The organism is Paenibacillus sophorae, assembly GCF_018966525.1.
GTDB classification, from domain to species: domain Bacteria; phylum Bacillota; class Bacilli; order Paenibacillales; family Paenibacillaceae; genus Paenibacillus_AQ; species Paenibacillus_AQ sophorae.
The window spans coordinates 3,663,283-3,682,599 of sequence record NZ_CP076607.1; the positions used below are offsets into that span (position 1 = coordinate 3,663,283).

The 19,317-nt window shown below is 40.3% G+C and carries 15 protein-coding genes and 3 pseudogenes; 8 read left to right on the forward strand and 10 right to left on the reverse strand.

The window, feature by feature from the left end:
- Positions 1–112: 112 nt before the first annotated feature.
- Together KP014_RS17325 and KP014_RS17330 are read left to right on the forward strand one after the other, a co-directional pair.
- Positions 113–420: pseudogene (locus tag KP014_RS17325) on the forward strand (tyrosine-type recombinase/integrase); the annotation flags it as partial.
- Positions 421–674: 254 nt separating this feature from the next.
- Positions 675–1,484, forward strand: a complete 810-nt coding sequence (locus KP014_RS17330) for an AAA family ATPase (RefSeq protein WP_036603161.1) — start codon at positions 675–677, stop codon at positions 1,482–1,484.
- 883 nt (positions 1,485–2,367) lie between these two features.
- Here the strand turns inward: KP014_RS17330 and KP014_RS29130 are convergent.
- Both KP014_RS29130 and KP014_RS17340 read right to left on the reverse strand, forming a co-directional pair.
- Entirely contained in the window at positions 2,368–2,547 is a 180-nt protein-coding gene (locus KP014_RS29130; RefSeq protein WP_281426412.1) for a sigma factor-like helix-turn-helix DNA-binding protein, read from the reverse strand.
- A gap of 438 nt (positions 2,548–2,985) precedes the next feature.
- Positions 2,986–4,152, reverse strand: coding sequence for an epoxide hydrolase family protein (locus KP014_RS17340; protein ID WP_036603164.1), 1,167 nt, complete (start codon positions 4,150–4,152; stop codon positions 2,986–2,988).
- A 111-nt stretch (positions 4,153–4,263) separates the two neighbouring features.
- Between KP014_RS17340 and KP014_RS17345 the strand changes: the two genes are divergently transcribed.
- The 3 genes from KP014_RS17345 (at position 4,264) to KP014_RS17355 (ending at position 6,701) form a co-directional block, all read left to right on the forward strand.
- Positions 4,264–5,118, forward strand: coding sequence for a helix-turn-helix domain-containing protein (locus KP014_RS17345; protein ID WP_036603167.1), 855 nt, complete (start codon positions 4,264–4,266; stop codon positions 5,116–5,118).
- A gap of 208 nt (positions 5,119–5,326) precedes the next feature.
- Positions 5,327–5,599 (forward strand): CD3324 family protein, encoded by a 273-nt coding sequence (locus KP014_RS17350; protein WP_036603170.1) that lies wholly within the window; start codon positions 5,327–5,329, stop codon positions 5,597–5,599.
- A 130-nt stretch (positions 5,600–5,729) separates the two neighbouring features.
- Positions 5,730–6,701, forward strand: a complete 972-nt coding sequence (locus KP014_RS17355) for an alpha/beta hydrolase (protein ID WP_036603173.1) — start codon at positions 5,730–5,732, stop codon at positions 6,699–6,701.
- Between the two features lie 894 nt (positions 6,702–7,595).
- Here the strand turns inward: KP014_RS17355 and KP014_RS17360 are convergent.
- On the reverse strand, positions 7,596–8,390 hold the full coding sequence (locus tag KP014_RS17360; RefSeq protein WP_051500583.1) for an SDR family oxidoreductase: 795 nt from the start codon (positions 8,388–8,390) through the stop codon (positions 7,596–7,598).
- 198 nt (positions 8,391–8,588) lie between these two features.
- Here KP014_RS17360 and KP014_RS29385 point away from each other — a divergent pair, with 198 nt between their 5' ends.
- From KP014_RS29385 to KP014_RS29390, 3 genes and pseudogenes are all read left to right on the forward strand, one after another.
- On the forward strand, positions 8,589–8,813 hold the full coding sequence (locus KP014_RS29385; protein WP_367888855.1) for a transposase family protein: 225 nt from the start codon (positions 8,589–8,591) through the stop codon (positions 8,811–8,813).
- Positions 8,806–8,943, forward strand: a complete 138-nt coding sequence (locus tag KP014_RS17370) for an IS3 family transposase (RefSeq protein ID WP_425517226.1) — start codon at positions 8,806–8,808, stop codon at positions 8,941–8,943. Before KP014_RS29385 ends, KP014_RS17370 begins: the two co-directional genes overlap by 8 nt.
- A gap of 208 nt (positions 8,944–9,151) precedes the next feature.
- A pseudogene (locus tag KP014_RS29390) lies at positions 9,152–10,377 on the forward strand (ISL3 family transposase).
- A gap of 61 nt (positions 10,378–10,438) precedes the next feature.
- Here KP014_RS29390 and KP014_RS17380 read toward each other — a convergent pair.
- The 7 genes and pseudogenes from KP014_RS17380 to KP014_RS29255 form a co-directional block, all read right to left on the reverse strand.
- Positions 10,439–13,027 carry a non-ribosomal peptide synthetase gene (locus KP014_RS17380; RefSeq protein ID WP_051500584.1) on the reverse strand — a complete coding sequence of 863 codons (2,589 nt, stop codon included), beginning with the start codon at positions 13,025–13,027 and terminating at the stop codon, positions 10,439–10,441.
- Positions 13,028–13,056: 29 nt separating this feature from the next.
- Positions 13,057–14,577, reverse strand: coding sequence for a radical SAM protein (locus KP014_RS17385; protein WP_036603176.1), 1,521 nt, complete (start codon positions 14,575–14,577; stop codon positions 13,057–13,059).
- Positions 14,578–14,803: 226 nt separating this feature from the next.
- Positions 14,804–15,079: pseudogene (locus KP014_RS17390) on the reverse strand (transposase); the annotation flags it as partial.
- Positions 15,080–15,207: 128 nt separating this feature from the next.
- Positions 15,208–16,239: an electron transfer flavoprotein subunit alpha/FixB family protein gene (locus KP014_RS17395; protein ID WP_036603180.1), complete on the reverse strand. Its 1,032-nt coding sequence runs from the start codon at positions 16,237–16,239 to the stop codon at positions 15,208–15,210.
- The gene (locus KP014_RS17400) at positions 16,232–16,960 is read right to left on the reverse strand and encodes an electron transfer flavoprotein subunit beta/FixA family protein (RefSeq protein ID WP_036603182.1); all 729 of its coding nucleotides are present in this window, start codon (positions 16,958–16,960) and stop codon (positions 16,232–16,234) included. Before KP014_RS17400 ends, KP014_RS17395 begins: the two co-directional genes overlap by 8 nt.
- Positions 16,961–16,988: 28 nt before the next feature.
- Positions 16,989–18,695, reverse strand: a complete 1,707-nt coding sequence (locus KP014_RS17405) for a thiamine pyrophosphate-binding protein (RefSeq protein ID WP_036603183.1) — start codon at positions 18,693–18,695, stop codon at positions 16,989–16,991.
- Positions 18,696–18,711: 16 nt separating this feature from the next.
- The gene (locus KP014_RS29255; protein ID WP_036603184.1) at positions 18,712–19,305 is read right to left on the reverse strand and encodes a cupin domain-containing protein; all 594 of its coding nucleotides are present in this window, start codon (positions 19,303–19,305) and stop codon (positions 18,712–18,714) included.
- Between the last annotated feature and the right edge of the window lie 12 nt (positions 19,306–19,317).

The following is a 19,317-nucleotide window of genomic DNA, read 5'->3' on the forward strand; positions in this document are numbered from 1 at the left end:
GAGTCGATCGATTATTGATCCAATCCCCACTGATTTTTTGGAATCATACACTATGATGACTTAATTGGACTAAAAAGGGCTTGCTGTTTTGAGAAAATAAAGTATTAGACGACTGCGGCTATCCGAAGTTGCGGGCATTAATATGGACGATCTGGACATGACAAAAGCATCCGTACGCATAATCCGCAAAGGCGGCGGCGAAAAGGAAAAAGCCGCCGGCTCACAGGCCGATCCATAGAATAGCTGATTAAAAAATATGCGGCAGCCTACAGTAAACCGCCACTGATCTTGTACGTTTTGAGACACAATTTTGCGACCCGGTAACACCAGGAAATTAACGATGTGCCCAGACTCAGAAATCAGCTCGGGCATTCGTCGATCCAAACAACGACGATGATATACACACATTTTTTCATTTAACACCTTCTTGCATATCAATGCCTTCAAAATAAAAATATTACAAAATTTAACTTTTTAAAGTGATTTTTCTCCTAATCTTTCTCTTATTTATAATAAATTTCACATTCCGTACTCCTACGACTCTGAAAAGGGACTGCGTTACAGCGTTGACTCCAAGCAAGGTGGGAGAAATACGGCTGCAACCCTAAGAATACATAGTCTTTTTTCTGGTAAAATAGAATTCAAACTATAAGACAGGTAGAAGGAGTGCGGCAATGATTTATTTGAGAAGCTTTAAGCTTTCTGATTATACGGATCGAAATTCCAACATATACCCTGATTATGTATTTAAGCACGTGGCTGGAGAGGTGCTTTTGTTTGATCGAATTACTGTGTTGTATGGCAATAACGGTAGCGGAAAATCCACTTTACTCAATGTAATTTCCAACAAGCTAGGAATCTCGGGGGCTGAAAGAATGACAAGCTATGGGCATAGTATTTATGCTCAGCGATTCCTTGATTTGAGTAGCTATCAGCTTGGGCATGATGAGCAAGAGCATGAAATCAGGCAACTTCCAGAAGGAAGCCGATATATGAAATCAGAGGATATTTTATATGAGATCAAGAAGATACAGCAATCTTCCGTGCTGCGTGAGGGAATAATGTATGAGCAGATTAACAAAGGGATGAGCAAGGCTCAGGCGGCACAATATAAAGCTACGTATGCGTTTAAGAAGAAGCTGGAGAACATTCAATTTTCACAAGAAAAATACTCTAATGGAGAAACGTCCATGCAGTTTTTTGAGGAATATCTGCTACCTGGGCAATTGTATTTATTGGACGAGCCGGAAACGTCACTTTCTCCTGCCAATCAAATAAGAATGGCAGAACAAATAAATGAGCTGGCACGATATTTTGATAGTCAATTTATTATTGCCACTCATTCTCCCTTTGTTTTAGGCACGTTACATGCAAAAATTTATAATCTGGATGCCAAGCCTCTTCAAACAGCAGAATGGTTTGAACTAGACAATGTACAATTTTTTTATCGATTTTTCAATAAGCATAAGCAATTGTTTGAATGAGAGTAGGACAGACACAGATTGTAGCTTTTCACCTGAGCCGGGGTGGGCACAACGGCAAGCGGGCGCCGGCGAGGGTGAATCAGGAGAGTTCTGTGAGGCGGGTGGCGTTGCCGCCGCAGGAGGACGGGGCAAAGATTCGTCGGAGTTGTCAACGTAGGACCGCCCGGGTGAACCGGCGGATTTCCGGATCATCTGCAAGCCAATACGCCGTGTGATGATCTCGTGGCCAGTTGTAGCTGTCAAATGAAATAAAGTATTAGAATTGTGGGCTTTCCGAATAGCCATCGATTTCCCAAAAGATTTCGAATTGAATAATTTTTGTGGCCAGAAATGGATATGTATCGGCAATGGGATCAAGTTCTTGTCCTACAAGGGACTATGTTCTTGTCCTCCTGTACAGTGACACCAAGATTACCCTTTTGCGAGGAAATCGACACAAAGATTATCAATAAAAAGAAATGTTACTACTCAAAAGATTAATTATTATTGTTCTCCACAACAAAAAGGGGGGAACTTTGTGTCACTGTTCAAAACAAATATTACAAATATCAAAATGAAACAATCAAAACGACAAATATATACACAAAACCCGTATTTCTTTTAATGTAGAATTACTCTATGTTTCACCCTTCATTAAAGAATTATTATATATTGTGTCATAACTTATTTTTCTAGTTTATGCTTTATGCTATAAACCATTATCCTAACAGTCTATTATGAGATCTTTATAATGTACCGATGTGGCGGAATGGCAGACGCGGCGGACTCAAAATCCGCTTCCGGTGACGGAGTGGGGGTTCAAGTCCCTTCACCAGCACCATACTTAATTAGCCAATATCTCATTTGAGAATATAATTCTCAGATGGGCTTTTTTGTTTAATATTTAGTATTCCGTCCATCGTCTGCGCGAGACAGCTTGTCTGCTTATTCCTAAAATTCGAGCAATTTCTCTGTCCGTTTTATCCTGGTAATACTTATAGTACATAACCCTCAGTTCTTTTGAGCTAAGATGCAAGAGATCGGAGATTTGAGAAAGAACGGGAATGTTCTGAGATTGCGACATGTCGTAGTGACGAACTAGAAAGTTAATATTGATCTAGAAGGTGACAGCATCCAAAAGGACAACATAAGCTGAATAACGCCTCAGTTTCTCAAAATAGTCCTTTTGAGCGTGCTGGAGACATGACTTAACGTAACTGCTGAAGGCTTTTTCAACTGATTCATTAGCGCCAACTTCCAATCCCATAAGTTTCGTCGTTCCAACATGTTATGAATGAACTTCATGCCAGAATATTTACAATAATAACGAGATTTATTGAAGTACACGTTTACAAAATAAAACAAAGAAACAAAATCGGGCATTGTCCTCAACAGAGGATAGCGCCCGATTTAAGATCTAAAATATTTATTTATGCTGAGTATTCTACGAAGCGCGCGAGTAATATTAAACTTCCATTCCTAAGACATTATGCATGGTAGTAACAATTTGTGTTTAGATTATCTATTCAGACTGTTTATTTTTCATTCTAATAGGTCTGTAAAATGCGCGAATGTCGCTGGCCAGCAGCTCCGGTTCTTCCATAGCAGTAAAATGCCCGCCGGAAGGCATTGTGGTCCAACGAGTGACATTCAGATTGCGCACAGTCCAGGATTTGGGGGGCAGCACGATATCCGCGGGGAATATGGCCATGCCTGTCGGAACTTCTATGCGACCCAATGGTGGCAAGGAATGCGAATTTTCGTAATACATACGTGTAGATGATCCTATGGTGTTAGTCACCCAATAAATCATAATATGAGTCAACAACTCATCCTTGCTGTATTTCTGGTTGAGGTCACCCTTACAATCGCTCCATGCGCGAAATTTCTCGATTATCCAAGCTGCCAAACCTGCCGGCGAATCGGAAAGTCCATAAGCAAGAGTCTGAGGCTTTGTCGATTGAATGGACATATAGCCCCCCTCATATGAAATCCATTCGGAAGCGTTTTTCTTATATTGCAGTTCTTCTTCAGAGAGTTCTGCCTCATCCTGTGAAGTCATGAGACTCCTTATAATGCCAACATCAGTTAGATGGATTCCAAATAAAAGTTCAGGATAATTTGATGCTAGATACCTTGTAACACCGGAGCCAATATCGCCACCTGCAGCGGCAAATTTTTTGTAGCCTAATTCTTTTGTCATTAGCTTAGCCCACATCTGGGAGACAATAAAATTGTTGACGCCAGGCCGATTAGGGCGACCAGAAAATCCGAATCCAGGCAATGAAGGGACAATGACATCAAAAGAGTCCTCAGGATTACCTCCGTGGCTAGCCGGATCCGTAAGGAGAGGAATAATTTTTTGATAACGAAGGTAACTGTCTGGCCATCCATGGGTAAGAATAATGGGCAGAGGGTCAGGTCCTTTGCCGCGCTCATGTATGAAGTGCACATCTATCCCGTCAATATTGCAGCGAAACTGGAAGAAGCGGTTCAACTCCGATTCTTGTGCGCGCCAATTATAATGATCCTTCCAATATGAAACGAGTGATTTTAAATAACTTAAGTCTGTTCCTCGCTCCCATCCAGAGCCTTCTAATTGATCGGGCCAACGGATGTGGCGCAGCCTGTATTGAAGATCGTCAAGGATTTCATCGGAGACATGAATATGAAACGGTTCAGCAGTCATTCATAATTTCCTCCCTTTTTGTTGATTCACAACAATATTATATCCTCTGAACTTGTATGTTACACTGAAATAAGTGAAGCAACCAACTATACTATTTGATAGGTGATCACTATGCCACAAGTAGACAGACACAAAGAACGTACCGTGAACATAGAATTTGTCGCCGTGGAGGATTTTAGTATTCTTCCTTATCCAGAACGGTTTACGCTAATTTTTATAACGTCTGGAAGTATAAAGGGGATACTGAACCAACGTCCAATATCTATTAGTGCTCCTGGTGTCCTTTGCTTGGCTGAAGACGCTCATGTGCAAGTGGTTGAAAAGATTAACGTATCTGCACAATCCTTTAGTTTTCATCCCGAATTTCTTAACACTATTACTCTTTCCGAAACGAAGGATTATTTTCCTACATGGCCTAGAATACAAACGGGACTTTCCCTTTTTCAAAGTAATAATTTGTATACTGGAGTGCCTCGTGTAACGGAAAAAGCATACCCGCTATTGTTTGAATGGTTTTTCGTACTTGGCACGGAAGTGCAGGCGCAAAGTGATGCACTCTGGGTATGCCGAATAAAAAAATACCTCATTCAAATTTTAGGTTTGTTGGAGGAATTAAATCGAAATAACGAACACTCACCTGTCGATGTAGTGTTAGATTATATTCACACCAATTATTCGAAGAAAATTTCATTGGAGGATTTGACGAAGTGTGTTCACTTGAACCGTGTGACTCTAAATAAGATGTTTCAGGAAAGATGCGGGAATACAGCGATTGGTTACTTGCTTTCACATCGCTTAAAGGTTGCGAGTGACCTTTTGACACACACAGATATGAGCCTTAATGAAATTGCGCGCGCTACTGGGTTTGAGTATGATACCTACTTTATTAAACAGTTTACAGCTAGAAAAGAGATGTCGCCGACGAAATATCGGACTACCTCTCGTAAGTTTGCCACTGCGCAATAATGAAATATGCTATACTTGCGATGTAAAGGGGGGTGCTTACTGATGGATAATTTCTTGAGATTGTCTGTGACTTCTACTACTCATGCAAAGCCAATTATTGAAAAGCGTTACTTTGCATGGGGCGAAATATTGTATAACGCTGAATAAGCTTTTCTAATATTTTGGCTTTGCACCTTATTATGTGATTAAAAATAAGGGGTGAAGCAAATTGAAATATACGAATGCTAAAAAAATATTACCTGAAAAGTTAATTATAGAGATCCAACAGTATGTTCAAGGAGAGACTATTTACATTCCTAAACAGGAGAAGGAATATAACAGCTGGGGAAGCTTAAGTGGCGGAAGACAGTGGCTTGAGCACCGGAATGCCGCTATTAGACATGCTTTTAAGAATAATAGCAGTATTGAGCAGCTTGCTAAGGAATATTTTCTCTCAATTGAAACCATTAAGAAAATTGTTTATTCACATAATGGAGACTGATGAATATTTTCATCAGTTTTTTTTATGTCAAAAATGGTTCTAAGTTATTGTTTTCATTTAAATAGCCTATTGCACTCTTTAGAATATGAATAGGAAAAATGGAAATCAAGAAAGTGAGGCAATAGTAACTATGGGCGAACAAAAAAGCAGAAGCAGACATCTGATTGATCAGGAGATTATTAGTGCCATTGATTTAATACCAACAAGCGATCTTTCCGAAACAACGCTAATGGAATCACGTAAAAATCAATCAAAGATGTTACCGCAAATCGATGTAACACAGATGTTCCCTGTCACATTCGAAGAAAGGGTGGTGCCAAGTTATTTTGGCGGTCCTGATATTCGCATAGAAATTATTAAGCCTAGCCAACCAAAATATAAAAAGATGCCGTTATATTATTCGATTCACGGTGGAGGAATGGTTTTGGGTAGTCCAGTCGTTGATCGTCCAGGTAATGCGTCACTGGCTGCACAACATGGTTTTTGTTGTGTATCCGTGTATTATCGCCTGGCGCCAGAACATGTTCAGCCAAGTCAATTGCAGGATTGCTATTCAGGCCTAAAATGGTGTATTGAACATGCCGAGGAATTAGCGATAGATACTCAGAAAGTCGCTCTTGCAGGCAGCAGCGCTGGCGGTGGTTTAGCAGCGGGTCTGGCCCTATACATTCGTGATCAGAAGGAATTCGATATCCATCATCTAAGGCTGCGTAGCCCAATGTTCGATGACCGTATGAGTATTTCGCCAGAACATCCTTATGCTGGTGAATTTGTTTGGACAAAGCGAAGTAATTACTTTGGCTGGAAATCTGTCTTAGGGCATGAACCCGGTCAGGAGGGGGTAAGTGAGTATTACGTGCCTGCGCGTGCAAAATCACTGGCTGGTTTACCACCAACTTATATGAGTATAGGCAGCATTGATTTGTTCATCGATGAAGTCTTATTATTTGCAAAACAACTGGTCTTTGATGGCGTCTTAGTTGAATTGCATGTTTACCCTGGATATCATCATTTGGCTCCAATGTTTCCGAATGCACATTTTTCTCAAGAAGGCGCTAAAGCAAGTGAATACGCCTTACTGAAAGCTCTGGAGTTACTTTGATTTTAAGCCCAACTTAGGAGTAGCGTCGAAGTGGAGACATCTGTCTGGAACAGTAGTCACTTTAAATCCGTATAATACAAGAAAAGCAGCGGTAATCTAAGACTTATTTTCAAGTCCTAGTGCGCTGTTGTTTTTAAAATTAATTTTAATAAATGACGAGGCTTGAGAAAAATAAAAAAACCGCGAAAAACCTTGATTTTACAAGGCTTTTCGCGGGTTTTAGATTCCTCATCTTGGCTAGATTGAAAAATCAATTCAAACAACAATGATATAACTTAACAGATGAAGAGATGCGTAATGCTGTAAATAACATAGATCGATAAACCTGCGGTGTTACGCGGTTTTTCTCAGGACATCTTCACAAAACCCGTATTTTGTACATATGTCGGCGTACAGAGTTCGAATGATATCCAGTCTTGTTTCATCAATCAGCTAATGGCGAAGGACAAGAACATGGTCCCTTGGCTATTGATGTCAGGGTATGTAGAATCAAGCATATCGCTCGGAGAACAGGTCTCAATCTGCTCCATGATCTCAGCCATATCGTCCGGCAGGAACTTCCGCAAGAAAACATGCGTCATCGCCTGTCATTTTGAAATGGCCCGCTATGCCCGCCGCGGTCCCACTTGGCGTTTTGGTTACCTGGAGGTGCACCGCCTTTGTTGCCGACAGCATTCCTATTGCCCTACGACGCACCGCACTTACGTTGTACAACCTTCCACTGATCACGCTGCTTCCAAACGGCGACACCGATGTTCTTTAGTTTTTATATCTGGTTCTTGTCCTCTGACAGATGTGCAATTGGAGGACAATAACTTGATTCGATTTGTCCGCCACTTTTCTCTCTTATACCTTCTAGATTTTCCCTCATCGACTGCATTCGAGATGCTCAATTTACTCACCCAGGCTGGTGCTGCTTTCCTGATGCTGATCCAGTTGGCCGAGTGGTAACAGATCTCCGCCGCTAACAAAAAACATCGTCCCCTCGTCCCACTTCCTGCTACTTTGCCTGGTCGTCCCACGTTCCCTATTCTCGGAACGCTTATACCAAAAATACGTTAACGTACCATCCTCATAAACTGGCAAACATAAATCCGTACGATCATCGCCGTCATATTTTAAATCCTGCTGAAAAACATTCATCACAGTTTTAGCCACAAAGTCAACGGGGACCACATTAATTTTTGAATCAGCGGAAATTCGGACCCTTACAGATTCCGCTATCCCCTGCTTTTTTAAGTTCCAGAAAAATTTGGTCCATCCATAGAACACATCAAATTTCGAGATATAATAAAGCGGACTGTCGATCAGTCTTCCGCAAACCACACTGGGTCTCAGAATTTGATACTCTTTTTTTCTCGACAAGCAATAGTGTTCAATGAACTTCTCGGTCTGATTCTTGCAGGATTCATAAGGATTTCGAAAATGCGGTTGCTCATAGATCGTGAAATCATTGCCTACAACCCCTTCGACTATGCCGCATGAAAAAGCTGTACTAATGAAATTAAACTTGGAATCGAATGCTTCCGAGGAAATTAGCAAATTCCGAGTTCCACGCCAATTGTTGTCATGCACTTCTTTCTCAGCAGCAGAATTATTGTATAAATTAACGGAGCCGGCGCTATGGATAATAAATAGTTTGTCCTTCCTTTCCACACCTTTTTTTATTGGCTCGTCGCTATATTTCATGGGTGAGGTCTAAAGAATAGAGAAGTAGTCCAAACTGTTCCTAAGAAGATTAATAAGAGCGGATGAACAATGTGGACCTCGAAAAACAGTGAAGATCGTGTAATATTAGAGTTGTTTAATGTGGCGTTGCAGGTCGAATATCCTTGGAAACTAACCGAAATTACGTTCGATGATCACGAACAAGCTTGGCATTTATTTATGGACTTTGAACGGGGGTCCGAGTTCGTCTGTCCCTTGTGTGGAGGAACGTGCAAAGCCTATGATGCGGACAAAAAGCAGTGGCGTCATCTGGACTTCTGGGATTGGAAAACCTACATGCACGCCAGAGTACCCCGCGTTGACTGTAAGGCATGCAACAAAATAACGGAAGGGCCGGTAAAATGGTCTAGCCCAGGGGCGCATTTTACATATTCTTTTGAATGACTATACTTTTAAGACTCGTGCTGAAGCTAAAAAGGCAGTGTTTGATTATATTGAGTTGTTTTATAATCGTCGCAGAACACATTCAACCAATGGTTATGTTCCACCGTGTTTGCTTGAAAATGCGGTCTAGTCTAGGTATGATCAATCTTTGAAAACGAGGGATTCTTACTGTCTACATTTTCAAGGCAAGGTCATGTTTGCATCCATATCTACTCTTCTCCTTTTTCAATTTGGCTCAAACCCGAAATTAGTGGTTGAAAATTAAACCGGGGATAAAAATGGAAAAACATCTGCAAATCCTGTATTGTTGAAAGTCCTACCCAACAACAAAGAAGGAAATGACAGATGCCACTCCAGTACCAGAACTACAACTGCATACCATGTTAATCATCAACGCCGAAGAGGTTCATCTGGAGGCTAAGCCCGTTGCTTACTAGCAACCCTGTCCCGTTTGCCAATCGGAACAAGGCGTAATCCGCAACGGACACAACGAGCCGCGGAAGATCCGGCATCTGAATCTCTTAGGCAAAAGATGCTACTTAGTGGTACCTTCTCTTCGTTTGCTTTGCTCCCATTGCCAGATTGGCTTTGTCTGGATTTACGAATTTGTAGGTCCAAAACAGCGATACAGCCATCTTTTCCGCCGGCAGACGGTAGAACAAGCACTGGGCTCCACAGCGGCTCATAGTGCAAGAATGCAAGAAGCGCCGACGAGTACGGTACAGCGGATGCATCAGGAAGCCCTTCCCACAGAAAGTGAACGCCTTTCCAAACAGGCTTGGCGCGAAGCAGGGAGTTCTTCAGGATTGGTGCTGGGGGTCGATGACTTTGCGATCAAAAAGGACATACGTACAATACGGGCATTCATAATCTTCGGGGCGAAACCCTGCTGGATGTACTGCCAGGACGCAAACTGGAGGATTTACGCACCTATGCTCGTACGCACCCTGACTTTCTAGCACTGAAGCCGAAAGCTGTCGTCATGGACTTGGCCCAGATGTACCATACGTGGATCAGCGAATGTTTTCCGGATGCGATTCGCATTGCAGATCGATTCCATGTACACGGCTATGTCATAGAAAGTGTCCAGGCTGTCCGAAAGACGGTGCAGCTCACGCTTTCGCCTCGGGCCAAAGCGATCTTGAAAAGGGATCATCGGTTACTGAATCCTCCCGGCGACAGTCTTTCTGAAAAAAGCAACATTCAGCTAAACGTCCTGCTTGCCTTCTCTCCTCTGCTACGCAAGGCTTGGGAATGGAAAGAAGCGTTTTCCCGCTGGTATGAGTATTCTCCGAATGTTCAGGCAGCAATTGCTGGCTTTCACCGTTGGCTACAACAAGGCGAAAACATCGATCATGAATCCGTTCAAAGGACCTTGAAGACGATGCGTAATTGGCAGAATGAAATCATCAATTACCATTATTGCCGTTGGACCAATGCCACAGTAGAAGGTCGGCATAATCGCATTAAAGCCTATCAACGGAGACACTATTTTACTCGCAATCACGTTTGCTACAAAGCCGGTATTTTAGTCGAATGCAATCGGCATCGCTTATCTGGCTGAAACGTTCAACCACTGATTTTTAGATTGAGCCTTCAATTTTGTGTCAAACTACTGGGTTCCATTATAATCCGACAATGTCAGCATTCTCCCCGATATACTGCGCAACCCATCCAATTGTTGGCTCTTCGAAAAATAACTTCAATGGTAACTCCACACTGAATTCACTATTTATATTTTGTGCTAACTGTATCATTATTAAGGAATTGCCACCAAGTTCAAATAAATTATCATGAATACCTATTTTATTTGTGTCAATTCTCAATAAATTAGCCCACATTTTCACAAGTTTTTTTTCCAAATATGTAGTGGGGGCTGTATACTTATTACCTGTTTTTATGCACTTATTAATTTCAGGTAAAGCATTTATATCGAGTTTTCCATTTCGTGTAAGAGGCTTCTTATCTATTAGAATAAAATAAGAAGGTATCATATAGAAGGGTAAATATTTTGACAGATGCCTTCTATAATCCGAAGCAGTTATACTATTATCATTAATGCCCTTCTCAAGTACAATATATGCACATAAATAAGTATTTTCCATATTATCAAATTCTTTGCTTTTTACTACTACAACTGCTTCTTTAACATAGTCAAGTTTAAGTAAACAATTTTCTATTTCCTGTGTTTCGATTCTAAGTCCTCTTACCTTAACCTGATTATCAATTCTTCCTAAAAAATCTAAATTCCCGTCTGAACTCCACTTCACTAGATCTCCTGTTCTATACATTATTTCTCCCTTAATGTATGGATTAGGTATAAATTTCTCATTAGTCAATTTTATATCATTTAAATATCCTTTTGCCAGTCCATATCCAGAAACACATAATTCTCCAGGTGCGCCAATAGGCATAAGTACATTATGTTTTCCCAAGACAAAAACCTTATTATTATATATAGGCTTTCCTATAAGTACTTTTTTATTGGGTTTCATTCCCAAGTATGTCGTAGTTTGAATACTATTTTCAGTTGGCCCATATGCATTAACCAGTAATATGTATGGGTTTATACGGTGACTTAAGTTTACCAGCTTGATATCTGTCTTATCCCCTGCTACCTGTACGAATCTTAAACTTGACAAATCTCCTGGCTTACACACCTCTAGAATTGCTCTGTACACAGAGGGGACAATACCCATATTTGTAACTTGGTATTTATGAATGAAATCACGTATAGATATGAAATTCTTTGAATCCTCTTCATCTAAAATTATAGATTTTCCTCCAACGGTTAATACCGGAAAAAGATTAACTGCAAATCCATCAAAAGTATAATTCACAAGCTGCAAGGATATATCCTTCGAAGTAAATTTCAATTCATTTACATACCAGTTAATTATATTAACCATACCTCTATATGGAACTAAAACACCTTTAGGATTCCCTGTAGAGCCAGAAGTATAAATGATGTTCATTAAGTCATCAAACGAGATGTTTTCTTCCAAATTCGAACTGTCTTCTAAATAAATATTTTCATTTTTAATATCTAATACTTTATAGTTTTCTGGAACTTTATTTAACCACATTTTTTCACTGAGGATAAGATTGGTCTTGCTGTCAGTTAACATATATTGAATTCTCAAATTTGGTATAACAGGATCAATAGGTAGATAAGTCCCTCCCACCTTCATTATCGCAAGTATACCAATAACAATATATTCAGAACGTCCTAACATAATAGCTACAACTGAATTTTTTTTGATGCCCTCTTTCTTCAGTTTTCTTGCCACTTGGTTTGATTTTTCATTGAGTTCCTTGTAAGACAAAGTAACATCCTTAAATATTACAGCCTCACTATTTGGGGCTTTCTCTACCTGCTTATAAAACTGGGTTATTAATGATTCTTTCTCAGGATAATCTGCTACAGTATTATTAAATTCCTCTAAAAGTTTATATATTTCGGCATTAGATAGCATAGGTATCTCAACAACTTTAGAATTGATATTCTCTACTGAGAAACTCAAAATGTTACAGAAGTAGGAAATAAATGCTTCAATATCTTCTTTTTTATAATGGGCATTTTTATAATCAACAGTGCAAAAAATACTATCCTGGTTTCTACTAAATTTAAATACTATATTGCAATAAAGTACCTGAGACTCATTTTCGTCATGTATTTTATTGTATATTAACCCAATATCAAACATTTCACATTCATTGTTTTTAAAATCATATCCTAAATCTCTTAATATACTATCAATAGGATAATTTGAGTTTTTATTTGCAGCCTCTATTACTTCATCAACTTGAAAAAGCAAATCATTGAAATTCATTTCAGTAGTAATTTTATTTTCAATTCCAATAATTTTTTTTGTATTTAGACTGGAATTGCTATTATAGCTTTCCTTTAATACTGGAGTCCATAAAATACTTTTGAAATCATTTTTATAATCATACAAGTATAGAAACGCCTGCAAACAAGCCGTCAAAATAGAAAATATTTTCAGTTCTGAATTTCTGCTAAATTCAATAATTTTTTCCGCGATTAAGTTGTCAATATTAAATTCTATACTAGACCTACTTAGCTCATTACTATTCTGATCACTTACAAGACTACAGGGTAAATATCTGGTAAACGGACTATCACTTAAGGTGTTTATCCAGTATTGTCCTTCTTTACTTAAATTATCCTCGCCTAAAACTTTGCTGTCCATACGCTAAACTCCCTTCAAACTTTATAGCTTTATTTGGCATTTTTATCATTCCAATGTAATAATGCGTTATTAAAGAGTAATTGATTTTGGTACGAAATATTAGGAAAATAGTCATATTTAACCAAGGTAGCATACTCAGGGTCATTTTTGTTCCATATTCTTCTATCCTCTTCTGTAAAATTGAATAATATTTCTGCATTTCTGAACTGCCCTCTTTTAGTGAATTTAATTTCATTATTATTGTTATACTCAAGCAATTGATGCTCAAGTAAAAATTTTATTTTATCTCCCAATTCACTATCTACATTAAATCCAGTCTCACAATAAATATCATCTTTATTTGCATACTTAAAACTATTTAATTGAAACATAAATTGACGTAACCCTGTTTGTTTTTTATTTAAAATTGAAGATCTCCACATTCCATTAGTCCCACTATTAGTAGCATTACAATATTCTTCTAAGTTGGGATAATTCATATATTGTATACTCTTATTATTTCCATTTAAAAAGCCAAAGCTTGCAGGGCCTAAACCCAACAAATTTCCAGAATTAGCTTTTGATGTTTGTTGTTTAGGGATGAATGTATTTCTTGAGAAATATTGAGTTGGTGATTCTATAAACCCATAGTCCTTTAACACTTGTTTTGCCATTATATACATAACGTCTCTCTCTAAAGCAGAACTATATTTTGATGGATAATTTAGTCTATCTTTAAAAGTAATGTCTGATGGTTTACACATTAAAGGAAATAAATTTATAGCTGACAGAGCCTCGATTCCAGTAATTTTTTCTAGTGTTTCTGCAAAACTATCTAGAGTTTCATTAGGTAGTCCCACTATAAAAGCTGATCCAATATTAGAAATTCCTTCTGATTTACATATTTCTATCATTTTCAAATAATTTTCATAAGAAGTATTTTCTCTTGCTATTGCTTTTAAAACGTTTGGTGAAGTTGCTTCTAAATCAATTATTACACAGTTAAGACCGAATCTTTTAAGAATATTTAATTTTTTACGGAATTCATCCTCACACTCAATCTGATCCGGATAAAATTCAAATTTTATTTCTGCATTAGGCATAATATTAAAATTATTACTTAAAAACTCAGTTAATTCTTCTAATGCAGAAACTGACAGTGAAGACGGGGTTCCTCCTCCAAATTGTATTGAGTTCACATTTAGAGAACCTTTATTAAAATTTTTATAAAATAGAATTTCTTTTTTGAGAGCAGCAATATATTTTGCCTCTAGATCATTTGGTTTTTTTGATGGAATAATCTCTTTGTAAAAGTGACAAAATGTACAATTTTTATAACAAAAAGGTACATGAATATATATATCAACATTTTGATGAAAATTATCTGATAAAAATTCATTTATACATTCTTTATTAGTTGTAATATGTGACATTGATCTTAAAGGATGATACAAGCCAACAACATAATACTCATCATCATATCTGCCTAATCCTATTTTGTCTAAATTCCTGATATCCAGCTTTTCATATTCCTCATACGCCCTTTTTATCCACTCTTTTCTGTTTTCCATTTTTCCTCCTATATTTATATCTTTTTTATTTTTTTGAGATTATGAGTCAATTTCATAATACAAGTTCTAATTCCGTTTAACGGCCGAATTCTGGGGATACGTTTTTTGAAAAGCAAGGGTGCGGTCCTTGATTTTGTGGATAGCCGAAAAAAGGGCAGACTTATCCACAACTCCAAACTGGAGATCACAGCTCTTCTGTAATTATCCCCAACCCCAAGAGAGCGATTTAGGACGCAACCTTCTTTTCCTTCATTTGCCTGTTGATCCGGTCCACCGCTAGCTTGCTTAGGGTATAGAACAGACACGAAATATCGAAGTCCACCTTTGCAAACGATCCGCCCCGGTGACGAATGTTATTCAATTGGAAGAAGCCCTTCACATACGAATTCACCCGTTCGACGACCGTCCGTTTCTTATACAATTCCTTGTAGCTGTGGCTTCCCCTAGCTGGAACGGTATACTTGCGAATGTCGGTTTCAATCTTGAATACCTTCTGGCAGCTCTCTGCCTGAAACAAGGTTTTAATAGAATCACTTTCGCCATAGTTTATCCTCCCGATAAGTCATTCTCAGATCGATAAATACTTCATTATGCATAGCTAAACCGATTTCTTGTATTCCTGTTCACTGTTTAACCATCGGCAGCGGGACTTGGCTCGCGCTGAGCGGCAAGATGCTTGGAAATATCGGTAATAAATTGTAGAGGTTCGGCAACTATTCCATAATGGGCATATTTAAAAATGGGAGCTTCTCTGTCCGTATTGACTGCAATGATGTACTGGGCGCCTCTTATTCCGGTGATATGGTGTATGGCTCCAGAAATGCCAAAAGCAAAATAAATACGCGGCTTAATACTCTTCCCCGTTTGGCCAATGAGATTTCTTTCATCCGCCCAGCTTTCATCAATGACTGCTCTGGTAAACCCGATTGACGCGCCGATGTCTTGCGCAAATTTCCGGATGGCTAGAAATTCATTTTCATATTTGATGCCGCGCCCCACTCCCACTACGATTTCGGAATGCTCGGGAGTTGCGGATAATTCCGCTTTGCGCCAATCCGTCAATTCAATTCGCGAAATAGCTGTATCCACTTTAAACAGCTGTGTCCCTGTATGCAAGAAGGCTTGCGGCGGCGCAGCCTGCACACCTCCCGAAGCTACAGTCGCCATTTGAATATGGTTATTAAGAGTTTTAATCTCGGCCAGCAGCTCTCCGCCTAGTGCGGGCCTGATCTGAATCAAAGCGCTTGAGTCCATTCTTAATTCCGTGCAGTCCGCCGTCAATCCGACTTGGAGCTGAACGGCTATCGCGGGTGCTATGGATTTGCCAAAGAGGGTCGCCGATAGCAGAAATACGTTCGGCTTGTATTGCCTGCACACGCTGACCAGATCCCTTATATAGAGATCTTCCTCGAAAGGATTTATCCGATCCTGTACAAGTATGATGTAATGGCAGAGCGAAGCCAAACGAATGAGCTCATCGGCTGAGACATCGCTTTCGATTACGATTGCACCTAGTTTCCCATGACACTCAACAGCTAATTGGCATCCGACATTCAGGACCTCCAGGCTAGATTGCCGCATTTCGAGATTCTGACATTCTACAAATACTAATACATCTCGGCATGTATGATCTTCTGGAAAAATCGCGGCTCCGCTATACATGATTCAGCATCCCCGCAATTTGAGAGTACTCATTTCTTTCCAGAAACCTGCAATTCGTAACCTGATTTACTCTCTTCGAGCGTATAACCTTTGTTAAGGATCCGGATGCGCCAACTGAAGAAGGATCAAGGCCCAACTCGTTATTGCTGATGACGCGCGGATGATAATCAAAGTGCTGTTGGATAGCACTCAGTGAAATATATTGTCTGACAGAAAAAGATTCGTCAACCGTTATTAAACAAGGTAGCTTCACTCTAACGCCGGCTTCATATTCATATAATTTGCGTGTAGCATGTACATAACCGCTGCCTTCTATCTCAATGCTGTTCACATAACTGATATGCGGAATGTTCAAGCCGCCTGCAATTTGTATAGGAACCTGTGAAGTTCCTCCGTCAAGAGACTTTTTTCCGCAAATGATCAAATCATACGGAATGAACTTCTGTATTGCCGAAGCCATAATATATGCCGTCGCATAAGTATCCGAGCCGGTAAACAACTCGTCCGATATTAATACAACTTCATCAACCTCTTTATATTTCAGTTTCTTTAAGTGCGGAATGGAAGATCTGTTCGACATTGCGACTGCCACGACTTTACATGGCATCGTTATCTTGATTTGTCTTGCGAAATTTAGAGCCAGATGATCGTAGTGGCTTAGACCGTCAGTCGCATGACCGTCATCGCGAACTACCGGCTTCACACAGACAATTACATTCATGCTGGAGTCCCCCTCTGAAAATGCTGGATCACTTCATCGCTTCCAAAAAAGTATTGAACTTCGCCAGTCCCGGACTATATGAGGTTGTTATCATACGAACATCAAGACAACGGGTTACCGGCGTGGGAAACACCATCCCATTTATTGCATCCTCCACATCCACATCTCTCTCCACCAGAACTCCTTCTCCGCCAAATGCTTCGGTTATCCGGTCATACCGAACATCTGATAATTCCACGCCACAGACAGATTGGTAGAGGATCTCTTGTGTTGTTTTGCAGAGGCCCCATGACCTGTCATTATGAACGATCACCGTAACCGGAATGCGATATGCGATGGAAGTATCGAGTTCGGCCATGTTGAAGCCAAATGATCCGTCTCCGGTATATAGAAGGACTTCTCTGCCGGGCGCGGCCAGCTTAGCGCCAAGAGCCAGAGGCAATCCCGGTCCCATTGGTCCGTGAGTTCCGTCAGACGCTATGATGATTTGACCAGGGGTGTTAGCGCGCAGCAGTAGACCGGCCCAGAACATGGCATTCGATCCATCAAGAACAAGAATCGTATCCGGCATGATCTTGTTTTGCAGGGTGTTTAGAAAATGTACCGGATTCACATCTTCCGATGGATGAACAGTCTTGTCGAGCTGATCGAAGAATAAATCAATCTCTGTCCGTGCTTTAGCAAGCCACTCAGCCTTCTCCAGCTTTAACTGATTGTCGCGCAGATAGACCCTCAGAGCCGATAGAAAAGCATGGACATTCACCTTCCATACGGTGCTCTTCTCAAATTCCAGAAAAGGCAGATCATCGATATATTCTGAAATATTGATATACCGCTGTTCCCTATGAAATAGGGGTTCACCGAAGAAATCCATCTGGTAATCGCTAGAAACTCCGATATTTACAACCAAGTCCGCTTGAGAGATGATCTCCGTCTGAGGGCCTGCTTCAAGAATTCTGCCGTTGCCGCAGCACGAATCATGATCCGAATCCGAAACTATACCTCTTGCTTTGGCAATAGTAAATACAGGAATATTAAGGAATGAAAGAAGTTCTTCTAACATCATTTCGCATTTCGCATAATACGTTTCGTCCCCTAACAGTATTACCGGCCTTTCCGCCAGGTCCAACTGCCTAACAAAATCCTCTATACAAGTTAAAGAGGCGACGCTTGCATTCACATCGCAATTCACATCACACTTGCCGATTATGCCGGAGAGCGAAGAGACGTCTATTTCCCGTTTCAGTACATCAATCGGTATTTCCAGGACGACGGGGCCTTTTTTGCCGCTGTTCGCCTTATAGAATGCTTGATGGAGCATTTCCGGAATTCTCGATGGTTCGAAGACAGTCGCACTCCACTTGGTGTAATTCCTGATCATGCCCAACTGGTCCATATCCTGCAAGGCACCTTTATTTCTTTGCGAGTTCACTACACTGCCGATGATGACCACTAGTGGGGTGTTGGCAAAAAAGGCTTTTACGATTCCGGTAATGGAATTGGTAAAACCCGGTCCGCCGCTCACCATTGCGACCGCACTTGTTCTCTTCACCTGGGAGTAGCCGTCAGCCATATGAATCGCGGCTTGCTCATGCCGTGTTCCGATATATCTGATCCCGCTATACTCCAAATGAACCAAAATGGGCGATATTTGATTTCCCACCAAACCAAACACCATATCAATATGGTGCTGTGTAAGACTTTGTACCACTAACTCTGCGCCTGTAATGTTCATCGCCTTCTCCGTTCCTTCATACTGAAAAATAGTTCACGAGATACGCACCATCTTCGAAGGTGCGTATTCGTAATGGAGATTTCGCTTCAATCCGATATATATGCATTGGGGTTAATCTGTGGGTCTCGTCATTGAATTGTATTGATGCTTCCTGCCGAAGCGCCAGGAAGTATTGCCGCCTCGAATCCGGTTCCAGCGTGAATACTGTATTTGATTCCATAGACAGGAAACTATGCTGACAGATGGACACCTTATTGAGGCTGCCGCAATCGATCGTATAATCCTTTACTCCTTGCCGGATAAAGGTTTCCGATGATAGAAACTTAAAATCAAGGGCGTAAAAATCTTCTTCATTTGCTTTTGCCGAATGGGGAATATCGCCGTCCAACAAATAATATTGGCCTGCTTCAAGCCGTTCTTCCCGATCTTCCAAACAAAACATAAAAGATCCGTCGAAGCAGAACCCAAACTGTGAAAATGCATGGCTGTGTTCCTGCAATCCCGTATCTTTTGATATTCGTGACAGCAGGATCTCAAATTCATCCTTCCGGTATGCGGTTTGAATAAATCCGCTTGTAATCTCAGTAGTTATCCCAACCTCTTCTAGCACCTGTCTTCACCT